The sequence below is a fragment of the Acuticoccus mangrovi genome (assembly GCF_016411865.1).
GTDB classification, from domain to species: Bacteria; Pseudomonadota; Alphaproteobacteria; order Rhizobiales; family Amorphaceae; genus Acuticoccus; species Acuticoccus mangrovi.
This window is the reverse complement of the sequence record NZ_JAEKJA010000012.1, coordinates 14,023-25,199: the sequence shown is the minus strand read 5'-3', so window position 1 is coordinate 25,199 and position 11,177 is coordinate 14,023. Positions and strand designations below refer to the sequence as shown.

Annotated in this window: 10 protein-coding genes; 3 read left to right on the top strand and 7 right to left on the bottom strand. The window is 68.3% G+C overall.

Annotated elements, in window-relative coordinates:
- Nucleotides 1-2: 2 nt before the first annotated feature.
- Genes JCR33_RS15020 through JCR33_RS15000 form a run of 5 tightly spaced genes read right to left on the bottom strand, consistent with a single transcriptional unit; the run spans nucleotide 3 to nucleotide 5,334 of the window.
- Complete coding sequence (locus JCR33_RS15020; protein WP_198882922.1) at nucleotides 3-893, bottom strand: ABC transporter permease; 891 nt, start codon at nucleotides 891-893, stop codon at nucleotides 3-5.
- Nucleotides 890-1,894, bottom strand: coding sequence for an ABC transporter permease (locus JCR33_RS15015; RefSeq protein WP_198882921.1), 1,005 nt, complete (start codon nucleotides 1,892-1,894; stop codon nucleotides 890-892). The genes JCR33_RS15020 and JCR33_RS15015 overlap by 4 nt, the downstream gene beginning before the upstream one ends.
- A gap of 27 nt (nucleotides 1,895-1,921) precedes the next feature.
- A complete protein-coding gene (locus tag JCR33_RS15010; RefSeq protein WP_198882920.1) occupies nucleotides 1,922-2,794 on the bottom strand; it encodes an oxygen-binding di-iron domain-containing protein in 873 nt (290 codons plus the stop codon).
- Complete coding sequence (locus JCR33_RS15005; protein WP_198882919.1) at nucleotides 2,791-3,615, bottom strand: oxygen-binding di-iron domain-containing protein; 825 nt, start codon at nucleotides 3,613-3,615, stop codon at nucleotides 2,791-2,793. The genes JCR33_RS15010 and JCR33_RS15005 overlap by 4 nt, the downstream gene beginning before the upstream one ends.
- A 60-nt stretch (nucleotides 3,616-3,675) precedes the next feature.
- Nucleotides 3,676-5,334 (bottom strand): ABC transporter substrate-binding protein, encoded by a 1,659-nt coding sequence (locus tag JCR33_RS15000; protein ID WP_198882918.1) that lies wholly within the window; start codon nucleotides 5,332-5,334, stop codon nucleotides 3,676-3,678.
- Nucleotides 5,335-5,465: 131 nt separating this feature from the next.
- On the opposite strand from JCR33_RS15000, the gene JCR33_RS14995 reads away from it, so the two are divergent.
- From JCR33_RS14995 to JCR33_RS14985, 3 genes are all read left to right on the top strand, one after another.
- Nucleotides 5,466-6,197, top strand: coding sequence for a GntR family transcriptional regulator (locus tag JCR33_RS14995; protein WP_198882917.1), 732 nt, complete (start codon nucleotides 5,466-5,468; stop codon nucleotides 6,195-6,197).
- Nucleotides 6,198-6,218: 21 nt separating this feature from the next.
- A complete protein-coding gene (gene hydA, locus JCR33_RS14990) occupies nucleotides 6,219-7,682 on the top strand; it encodes a dihydropyrimidinase (protein ID WP_198882916.1) in 1,464 nt (487 codons plus the stop codon).
- 85 nt (nucleotides 7,683-7,767) lie between these two features.
- Nucleotides 7,768-9,165, top strand: a complete 1,398-nt coding sequence (locus tag JCR33_RS14985) for a M20/M25/M40 family metallo-hydrolase (protein ID WP_198882915.1) — start codon at nucleotides 7,768-7,770, stop codon at nucleotides 9,163-9,165.
- Here JCR33_RS14985 and JCR33_RS14980 read toward each other — a convergent pair.
- Together JCR33_RS14980 and JCR33_RS14975 are read right to left on the bottom strand one after the other, a co-directional pair.
- The gene (locus JCR33_RS14980) at nucleotides 9,144-10,025 is read right to left on the bottom strand and encodes an MBL fold metallo-hydrolase (protein WP_198882914.1); all 882 of its coding nucleotides are present in this window, start codon (nucleotides 10,023-10,025) and stop codon (nucleotides 9,144-9,146) included. The two genes, JCR33_RS14985 and JCR33_RS14980, sit on opposite strands and share 22 nt — an antisense overlap.
- A gap of 24 nt (nucleotides 10,026-10,049) precedes the next feature.
- A complete protein-coding gene (locus tag JCR33_RS14975) occupies nucleotides 10,050-10,880 on the bottom strand; it encodes an alpha/beta fold hydrolase (protein ID WP_198882913.1) in 831 nt (276 codons plus the stop codon).
- Nucleotides 10,881-11,177: the final 297 nt, after the last annotated feature.

The window sequence follows — 11,177 nt, the reverse complement described above, 5'->3', positions numbered from 1 at the left end:
GGTCACCTTCTGACACGGGGGTCGAGCGCGTCCCGCAGCCCGTCGCCGAGGAGATTGACGCTGACGACGATCGCGACGAGGCACGCCCCCGGACCGAGGACGAGGTGGGGGAAGGTCTGGATCATCTGCGCGCCCTCGATGAGCATCGTCCCCCATTCGGGGATGCGCGGGTCTTCCGGGCCGAGGCCGAGGAAGCCGAGCCCGGCGACGGTGAGGATCGTGGTGCCGAGCTGCAGCGTCGCCTGGACGATGAGCGGCGTCAGCGCGTTGGGCAGCATGTGGCGGAAGAGGATCTGCCGTCGCGGCACGCCCACCGAACGCAGCGCGAGCACGAAGTCCGATTCCTGCAGCGACAGGAGGCTCGCGCGCAGCAGGCGGGTGAAGATCGGGGCGAGAGAGAGGCCGACGGCGAGGGTCATCTGCACGTCGCCCCGCCCGAGCCAGGAGATCACCCCGATGGCGAGGAGGATGCCGGGGAAGGCGAGGAGGACGTCGGTGAAGCGCATGACCACCGCGTCGACGATGCGCCCGCCCCACAGCGCCAGCGATCCGAGCACGCCACCGATGGCGAGCCCCCACAGCACGGCGAAGAAGCCGGTCTTGAGGCTGTTGCGGCTGCCCCAGAGAACGCGGGAGAGGATGTCGCGGCCGAGCTTGTCGGTGCCCATGAGATGCGCCGCGTTCGGCGACTGGTAGGCGTCGGCGAGGGAGACCTTCATCGGGTCGTAGGGCGCGATGATCGGGGCGGTGACGGCCGCGAGGATCACGACCACCAGGCAGACGAGGCCCGCCATTGCCGGCCGGTTGCGCCGCAGCCGGCGGAACACCAGACGCCAGTAGCTGTTGGAGGGGGCCCGGGTGGCGGGCGCCGCGGTGGTGTCGGCGGCGCTCATCGGTAGCTGATCCGCGGGTCGAGCAGCGCATAGCTGATATCGACGAGAAGGTTCACCACGATGAAGATGACGGCGAACACGAGAATGGCCGACTGCACGACGAAATAGTCCCGCTGGTTGATGGCGTTGACCACCAGGGAGCCGACCCCGTTCCAGCCGAACACGGTCTCGGTGATGACGGTGCCTGCGAGGAGGGCGCCCACCTGCAGGCCGATGACGGTGACGACCGGCAGCCAGGCGTTGCGCATGACGTGACGGCGCGCGATGCGGGGCGGGACGACGCCCTTCGCCCGGGCGGTGCGCACATAGTCCTCGCGCTGCACCTCGATGACGCTGCTGCGCGTCATCCGCGCGACCATCGCCATCGGCATCATCGACAGGGTGACGGAGGGCAGGACGAGATGGGCCACCACGTCGCGGAAGGCGCCCCACTCCCCCTGCGAGGCGGTGTCCCAGAGGAGGAAGCCGGTGGGGGTGCTGACGAAGAGGCGCGGGTTGATGCGGCCGGAGGTGGGCAGCCAGTCGAGCACCACGCCGAACACGTACTGGAGGAGCGGGCCGAGCACGAAGATCGGGATCGAGATGCCGAGGAGGGAGAGGAGGGTGAGGCCGCCGTCGGTGCCGCCGCCGGGCCGCCGGGCTGCCGCGCGCCCGAGCCAGAGGCCCGCCGTGACCCCGATCAACAGCGCGCAGATGGAGAGCTCCAGCGTGGCGGGGAAGCGGCTGAAGAGCTCCTTGGTGACCGGCGCGGCGGTGATGGTGGAGTTGCCGAGATCCCCTTGCAGGAGGTTCGACATATATTCGGCATATTGCTGCCAGATCGGCCGGTCGAGGCCGAGCGAGGTGCGCAGCCGTTCGATCGCCGCCGGGGTGGCCCGCTCGCCGAGGATGGTGACCGCCGGATCGCCCGGCAGGAGCCGGACGAAGGCGAAGGCGATCAGCGTCACTCCGAAGAGCACCGGGATCGAGACCAGCAATCGGCGCAGAATATAGCGGGGCACTGGCGTTCCTGTCCCGTCGGGTTGCGCTTAGGCCGAGACCTTCACGCGGTCGGCCATCGTGCCGCTGGTGCCGCTGACGGACTCCATCTCCGCCTCGATGATCGGCACCACCTCGCGCGGGTTGATGATCACGTGGCCATGGGCCGGCGCGACGATCTTCGGCGGGAACTCCTGGAAGAGCTTCTCCACCTTGGCGAACAGCGGGTTCGGGTCGATGTAGCGCAGCCAGTAGAGCGCCGCACGCAGGATGAAGGCGGAGTTGTCGCGGATCTGGCCGACGCCGCCGGGGAGCTCGTCGGTGGTGAGCGAGCACTCGTCGGCGAGATGGTACTCGGTCATGTCCTGGCCCGGCACGCTGGCGTTGATGTGGGCGAACGAGAAGGCGTCGGCGCAAAACAGCGCCTGCTGCGACTTCTCGTAGCCCCAGACCGAGGCCGGCAAGTCCTTGATGGGCGCTTCGAGGATGACGAACTCGTAGCCGCCGCCGAGGTCGATCTCGGAGCGGATCGGCATCGCGTCCATCCGATCCGTGCAGCCGGGGAAATACATCTCGTAGTCGCGCACGTCGCCGACGACGCGGCATTCGGGGTACTTGTCGAGGATGCGCGTCAGGTTGGCCGAGTGCAGGAACTCGGGGTGCGTCGGGAAGAGATAGTTGAGCTCGCGGCCGTTGAGCACTTGGTCGATCTGCGCCGACAGCGCCTCCCATCCCGCCGGCTCGCCGGTGTCGATGAGCAGCGTCTTCTCGGTGCCGAGGATCATGTAGTTCGACAGGTGGAGGTGGATCGGCTTGCCGCCGACCATCGGGAAGCGCACGTCGTTGAGATAGACGTGGCAGATGCCGAGATGGTGAATTCCCGGCGCGATCTGACGCGGACGTCCGGAGGTGTCGATCGTCATGCGGGCATCTCCCAGGGATGTTCCAGAAGCGTGATCATGCGGTCGAAGTCGCGCTGAATAACTTCCTTACCGCGCAGGACGAGGCCGTGCGAGGGCGCGATGTTCTCGATCTCGCGATCGGCAAAAACCGTCTTCAGGTCGCGCGCGGGGACGCCGTCGGGCAGCGACTGCGCGAGCCAGTGGAACTTGGCGAGCATGTGGGCGCGCAGGCTCTCCGGGGTGGTGGGGTCCGGGTCGCCGGGGTCGAGCGTCAGCTTGGCGTCGGCCGTCGCGGTGACCGTGTGGCCGAAGAGGTCGGACGAGAAGAAGGTCTTCGACACGCGATCATAGACCCAGAAGGTCACGAGAAGGCGCAGCGCCGGGGTGATCGTCTCGAGGTCCTTGGAGGTGTCGACCATCGAGGAGCCGCCGACCGGGTTGCGGCCGAGCTGGATGCGGCTGTCCCAGGTGCCCTCGAGCTCGGTGACGCCGGCGAACCCGTCGAACGGGTTGACCGACCCGCCGGCGAGGAGGTGGGCCACGGGAAAGTGCTGCTGGATCGCGGCGAGACCACCGATGCAGTCATATTCCGACCGGGTGAGGAACACGGTCAGCGGCTTGTCGCGGGGCATCACCTTGAGCATCTGCTCGACGATGAGGTCGCGATGGGCGGCGATGCCCGTGTCGATCAGGGTGACGGTCTCGTCTTCGATGACGAGGTAGCAGTTCTGCGGCTGGTAGCCGCGCACGCCGGCCGGCACCCAGGAGACATTGTCGTGCAGCGCGACCGTTCCGCCCAGCCGGTAGATCCGGCCCGGAACGATCTCGGTGGGATCGTTCATCATAGTTTCCGGGACTGTTGGGGCCGGGGCGGGCAATGCGCCCCGGCCGATGGATGGGGTCTATTCCTGCGAGAGCCAGACCGTGTTCATCTGCTCTCTGAGGTTCCCCGAGCTGACGAAGCCGTGCACCACGCTGCGCGCCGCTGCCGGCGGTTTGGCGTTGACGAGCGGAATGATGGGCAGGTCCTCGCCCAGCATGTCCTGAGCTTCACCCCAGAGCTTCGCGGCCTCGTCGGCGTTGGGGGCGCCGAGGGCGGCTTCCATCGTCGTCTGCAGGTCGTCGTTGCGGTAGTTCCACTGCTTGCGCGGCTCGCCGTCGACGTAGCCGAAGAAGTTCGTCAGCAAGAAGTTGTCCGCGCTCGCCCACTGGCAGATCGTGCCCATGAGGTACATCGGATAGGTGCCGCGCACGTAGCTGTCGAGGTAGCTCGGCGCCCAGATGTCGGACTTCGGGTTGATCGTGAAGCCCACGGCCTCGAGGTCGGCGGCGAGCGACTGGAAGATGCCCGACGGGTCCGGCATGTAGGGGCGCACGACGTCGGACGGGTACCAGAAATCCACCGTCAGCTGTTCGGGGGTGAGACCCGACTTCGCCAGGATCTCCTTGGCCTTTTCCGGATCGTAGCCCGGAAGGTCGAGGGCCTTGGCGAACTGGAAGGCGGGCGGCAGGTAGCCGTTGGCGGGAGCGGCGTAGCCGGCGTAGAAATTGTCGACCAGCGCCTGCTTGTTCACCGCATAGGCGATGGCACGACGCACGTCGGGGTTGTCGAGCGGGGCGTGGGCGTGGTTCAGCGCCAGCTCGAACATGTTGCAGCTGTCGCCGCGCTCGACAATGTCGATCTTCTTGTTGGCCTTGATGATCGGCACGTCCGTCGGGCCGACCTGGAAGGCGAAGTCGATGTCGCCGGCCTGGAGGCCCGCCATCACCGTCGCCGGGTTCGACACCGGGCGGAACACCACCTGGTCGAGGCACGGCACACCCGCCTCGTCCCAATAGTCGTCGTTCTTGACGATGGTGGTGTGGTCGCCGCGCACCCATTCCTTGAAGCTGAACGGGCCGGTGCCGATGAGGGCGCCCTTGCCACCCTGGGCCTCGGAGATCTGGGTGATGTCGGTGACGGTGTTGTCGGCGCCGCCGGCCTTCAGCGCCGTCGGGCTCGCGATGGTGAAGCCGGCGAGGGCCAGATAGTTGAGGAAGGAGGAGTTCGGCTCCTTCAGCACGATGTCGATCGTGTGGTCGCCGGTGACGTTCACCTCGGAGATGATCGACGCGTCGCCGAAGCCGATGGTGGACGCCGTGTAGGGCGCATAGGGCTGCAGCTCAGGCGGCAGCGAGAGCCAGCGATCGAAATTATATTTCACCGCCTCGGCGTCGAAGGGCGTGCCGTCGTGGAAGGTCACGCCCTCGCGCAGGGTGAAGGAGTAGGTGAGGCCGTCGTCCGACAGCTCGGGCTGCGCGGCGGCGAGCACCGGGATGAGCTCCGACAGAGTGCCCGGCTTCGGGCCCATCAGGCCCTGCATGACGTTGCCGCCGATGTACCAGGCCTGAGTGTCCGAGGCGAGGGTGAGGTCGGTGCGCAGCATGTCCGCCGGCATCGCGACGATCATCGTCCCCCCCGTGGTGCCGCAGGCTTCGCTCTGCGCCTGGGCGCTCCCTGCAACCAAGCTGGCGGCAACGAGGCAGGAGCTCGCCAACCAAAGGGCCGTCGTCTGTCTCATAGAGTGGTCCTATTCTGGCAGCCATGCGGGCTGACGGGTATCAAACGAGGGTATTGCTATTGTGATCACTACGGTAATCACTACAGTGTATTGACGTCAACGCTACAGCGAATAAAAAATGAATGCGACAAATGACGGGTGATCAGGTGGCCGGATCGAAATCGGGCTCGCGCAAGCAGGCGGGCGGCGGGGGACACAAGGCGCGATGGGAGCAGATCTATCTTGAGCTGAAGAAGCGCATCATCTCCTGCGAGCTGCCGCCCGGAAGCGCGGTTTCCGAGGCCGGTCTCGCCCGCGAGTACGACGTCAGCCCCACCCCGGTGCGCGACGCGCTCTCGCGACTGCGCCAGGAAGGGCTCGTGTCGCCCTCCAACGGGCGCAGCTATCACGTCACGCCCATCAACCTCGCCGATCTGCGCGATCTCAGCGAGGCACGCTTCGTCCTCGAAAGCGGCATCGTGCGGATGATCGTGGAGAATGCCGACGATGCCGCGATCGCCTCGCTCGAGGCCTACGCGGTCGTCCCCGACGGGCACCTCAAGGGCGGACCGGAGCGGATCGCCATCAACCGCGCCTTCCACCTCGCGGTCGCCAAGATCACGCACAACACGCGCCTCGTCGCGATGCTGACGCGGATCCTCGACGAGAGCGAGCGGCTGTTCAATTTCGGCATCGTCGCGTGGCCCGCGACCGAGCTGGAGAGCACCCATCTCGATCTCGTCAAGGCTCTCGAGGCGCGCGACTGCGACCGCGCCGTGCAGCTCTGCCGGCAGGAGACCGACGAGACGACCCGGCGCATCCTCGATTCGCTGATGCGCGACCCCGAACGCGCCAAGCTCGTGGGCTTCGGCGCCTCCAAATGAGACAATGAACGGAACACTTGAGTGACCGACTACGACCTTGTCATCCGCGGCGGCACCGTCGCCACCGCGTCGGACGTCTTCGCCGCCGACGTCGCCGTCTCCGGCGGCACGATCGCCGCGATCGGCAGCGGTCTCGGTCGCGGTCGGACCGAGATCGACGCCAGGGGCCGCTTCGTCCTGCCGGGCGGCGTCGACAGCCACACCCACATCGAGCAGATGTCGTCCGGCGGCTTCGTCTGCTCCGACACCTTCGAGACCGCGACCAAGGCCGCGCTGATGGGCGGCACGACGACGACGATCTCGTTCGTGGCGCAGGGGCGCGGCGAGAGCGTCGCGCGCAACGCGGACGCCTATCACGCCCTCGCGCGCGCCGGCGCGGTGACCGACTACGCCTTCCACCTCATCCTCGCCGACCCCACCGAGGAGGTCTTGAAGGGTGAGCTGCCCGAGCTGGTCGCGGCCGGCCACAGCTCGCTGAAGCTCTTCATGACCTACGATCGCGTGAAGCTCGACGATCTCCAGATCCTCGACGTTCTGGAGACGGCGCGCGAGCTCGGCGCCCTGGTGATGGCGCACGCCGAGAACCACGGCATGATCGAGTGGCTGACCCGCCGCCTGCTCGATCGCGGCTACACCCACGCCCGCTATCACGGCGTCGCCCACGCGCGGGCGGCGGAGGCGGAGGCCTTTCAGCGGTTGATCGCGCTCGCCGAGCTCGTCGACCAGCCGGTGATGCTCTACCACGTCTCCACCGCCGAGGGAGCGGCGATCGTGCGCCAGGCGCGGGGCAGGGGGCTCAAGGTCTACGCCGAGACCTGTCCCCAATATCTCTTCCTCACCCGCGGCGACATGGATCGGCCCGGCAACGAGGCGGCGAAGTTCGTCTATTCGCCCCCCGGCCGCGAGGCGGCGGACGGGGATGCGCTCTGGGCTGCCCTCGCCCAAGGCGATCTGCAGCTGATCTCATCCGACCATTCCCCCTACGCCTTCGACGACACGGGCAAGCTGCGTTTCAGCCCCACGCCCAACTTCAAGGAGATCGTCTCGGGGATGCCCGGCATCGAGGCGCGGCTCCCGCTCCTCTTCGACGCGATGGTCGCCTCGGGCCGGTTCCGCCTCACCGACTTCGTGCGCTGGACCGCGTCGGAACCGGCGCGGCTCTACGGGCTCGCCCCGCAGAAGGGCACGATCGCGCCCGGCGCCGACGCCGACATCGCGATCTGGGACGCCGACAAGGAGATCACCTTCGCCGACGAGAGCGTTCACGACGGGGCCCGCTACACGCCCTATGCGGGACGGACGGTGCGAGGCTGGCCGGTCACCACCGTGCGGCGCGGCGAGGTCGTCGTCGACGATGGCAGGCTTCTTGCTGCGGCGGGGTCCGGCCGCTTCCTCGCGCGTGCGGCAGGCGAGGCGGCGATGCCGCTGGGCCGGCCCTCGCCGGAGTTCGACCCGGCGCGCAACTTCGGCGCCGTCCTGCGCTGATCCGACGGCCGCACGCCATGCGGCAGGCCTGCCGGACCCGCCCGGCCGCCGCATCGTTTCGACCAACAGCCAAGGGGACTGCCGCATGAGCGATCTCGACGACGTGTTCGCCCGCTTGGACGAGCGCTTCGAGGCGCACCTCGAGCTTCTCATCGACTATCTGCGCCAGCCGAGCATCAGCGCCCAGAATGTCGGGATGGGGGAGGCGGCCCGCCTCGCCGCCGGCCATCTGGTGGACCGCCTGGGGATGGAGGTCGAGCTCATCCCCACCGCGGGCTACCCGATGGTGCTCGGCAAGAGCCCGCGGGTCGACGGGCCCACTGTGCTCGTCTACGGCCACTACGACGTGCAGCCGCCCGAGCCGGTCGAGGCGTGGACGTCGCCGCCGTTCAGCCCGCAGGTGCGCGACGGCAGGCTCTACGCCCGCGGCGCCGGCGACAACAAGGGCCAGCACTTCGCCCACATCCTCGCGCTGGAGGCGCTGCGCGAGACGCATGGCCGGCTGCCGTGCAACGTGCTCTTCCTCCTCGAAGGCGAAGAGGAGGTGGGCAGTCCCAACCTCAGGCCGTTCCTCAAGACGCACGCCGACGCCCTCGGTGCCGATCTCGTCGTCATCTCCGACGGTCCGCTGCACGAGAGCGGGGCGTCGGTGATCTGCTTCGGCAACCGCGGATTCCTCTCCTTCGAGCTGCACGCGAAGACCGCGCGGCGCGATGCGCATTCCGGCCTCTTCGGTGGGGTGATGCCCAACGCGGCGTGGGCGCTGGTGCATGCCCTGGCGAGCATGCGGGACCGCGACGGTCGCCTCACCGTCGAGGGCCTGTTGGACGGGGTGGAGCCGCCTGCGCCCGCCGAGCGCGCCGCGGCCGACATCTTCCCCGTCGACGTGGAGGCCGTGCAGCGCGAGCTTGGCCTGACGCACCTCGATCAGCCGAAGGACCGCCCCTTCGCGGACCGGCTGATGTTCCATCCCACGCTGACGATCAACGGCATCTCCGGCGGCTACGCCGGGCGCGGCAGCAAGGCGGTGATCCCGGCGCAAGCCATCGCCAAGTGCGACATCCGCCTCGTGGCCGGGATGGAGCCGGAGCACGTCTTCGCCTGCCTGGAGCGCCATGTCGCTCGCCACGCCGAGGACGTCGAGGTGGTGCGCGGACAGGGCACCCCGGTCGCCCGGACGCCGCTCGACCATCCGTGGGCCGGGGCGCTGCGCGAGGCGATCGTTCGGGCGCGGGGGGCCGAGCCGCTCCTTCAGCCGATGCTCGGCGCCACGCTGCCGACGGCCGCGTTTCAGAGCGTTCTCGGGCTGCCGACCTTCCTCGTCCCCTTCGCCAATGCCGACGAGGCGAACCACGCGCCCGACGAGAATCTGAAGATCGCCTGCTTTCGCGACGGCATCCGAACGGCGGCGGCGATCTACGTCTCGATCGGCGCCGCGGGTCGGGTTCCGGATCCGGTGCCTCAGGCCTCCCGCCAGGTGTAGCCCTCGGCGGTGCGGCGGATGTCGAGCACCGAGGTGCCCGACAGGTGCGCACCGAAGAGGAGGGTGTTCTCCTCGGCGGCCATGTCGAGCATCTTGCGGCGCGAGGCGCGGGCGGCTTCGGGCTCGAGGTCGAACGTCGAGTTCACGTCGGGCCGCAGCACCTGCGCGGGGTGGTGGAGCGTGTCCGCGGCGAAGAGCAGGCGGCCATCGGGCGTATCGATCGTGATCACCGCGTGGTCGGGGCTGTGGCCGGGGGTTGCATGGAAGCGGACGTTCGGCATCACCTCCGATCCATCCACCGCGATCATCACGGCCTGACCGTTGGCGACCACCGGGTCGACGCTGTCCATCCGCGCCAGAAAGCTGTTGTGGTGCCGCGCCTCGTAGTGCTGGGGCGCGGCGTAGAAGCGGTATTCCTTTTCGGAGAAGACGTACTTGGCGTGTGGGAAGGTGGGCAGCCAGACGTCGTCGGTCCGTACCGTGTTCCATCCCACATGGTCGACATGAAGGTGGGAGAGGAGGACGAGATCGACCGCGCTCGGCGCCACCCCGGCCGCTGCCAGGGTGTCGAGGAAGTCGGTCTGCCGCTCGTGGAAGAGCGGCGCCTTGGGGCGCGCCTTGGCGTTGCCGATGCCGGTATCGACGAGGAGCGTGACGAGCGGCCCCTCGACGAGCCAGGCGTGCACGGCGAGGCGGACGAACCCCTCCTCCGTCAGCATGTGCGGGGGAAACAGCGCCGGGTCGGCGGCCTCGTCGGCGAGGTCGGGAAAGAGCCGCGCCGGCGTGAGGGCGAGGATGTCCGGCTCGGAAATCCGCGTGATCTTGAGTTCGCCCATGTGGCGGACGACAGGTTCGGACATCCTCGATCCCCCTCGGTCGTGGGTTTAGAGGCCGACTTTCTGGACGAAGGCCAGAAGGTCGGCGTTGAAGCGGTCGGGCTGCACTTGCGCGTGGCCGTGCGAGGCGCCCTCGTAGACCTTGAGCTCGGCGTTCCGGACGATCTCCGCGCTCATCCGGCCCGAGGCGTCGATGGGGACGATCTGATCGTCGTCGCCATGGACGACGAGGGTGGGCACGGTGATCGCCTTGAGGTCGTCCGTATAGTCGACCTCGGAGAACTCGGCGATGCAGTCGTACTGACCCTTGATGCCGCCCTGCATGCCCATCAGCCAGAAGCTCTGGCGCAGTCCCTCGCTGACCGTCGCTCCCTCGCGGTTGAAGCCGTAGAAGGGCATCGTGAGGTCCAGATAGAATTGCGAGCGGTCGCTGGCGACGCCGGCGCGGATGTCGTCGAACACCTGTTTCGGTGTGCCCTTCGGGTTGTCCGCCGTCTGCAGCATCAGCGGCGGCACGGCGCTGACGAGCACGGCGCCGGCGACGCGCTCGTTGCCGTGGCGGGCGATCGTGTGGGCGACTTCTCCGCCGCCGGTGGAGTGGCCGACCATCACCACCTTCTGGAGGTCGAGATGGGCCATCAGCTCGCCGAGATCGTCGGCGTAGCGGTCCATGACGTTGCCGTCCCAGGTGTGGTCGGAGCGGCCGTGCGAGCGGCGATCGTGGGCGATGACTCGGTAGCCCCTCTGGCCGAAGAAGAGGAGCTGCGCGTCCCAGGCTTCGGACGCGAGCGGCCAGCCGTGGGAGAACAGGAGGGTCGGGCCCTCTCCCTGGTCCTTGTAGTGGATCGTCGTTCCGTCGGAGGTCGTGAAGGTCGGCATGGTCCGGGCTCCGTTGTGCCGCGACGGTGGTGGCGTCGCCGGCGAGAGGGTCAGACGGGGGACGTGCCGACGGCGACGTCGGTCGACGGCCGTCGGTGCGTCAGGCGCGCAGCTCCGGTCGGAACGCCGCGCGGAGGGCGGGGAACACGGCGAGCCGCCGTCGTCTCTGCCCGGCGTGGCGGACCCCGCGGGCCCGCCATCGATCCGGACGGACAGTACGAGCGATCACGGGCGTCTCGCCGTCTCCATCGGGAATGGCAGCATTGTCGTTTGTTACTCCCCCGACATGCGGTTGCT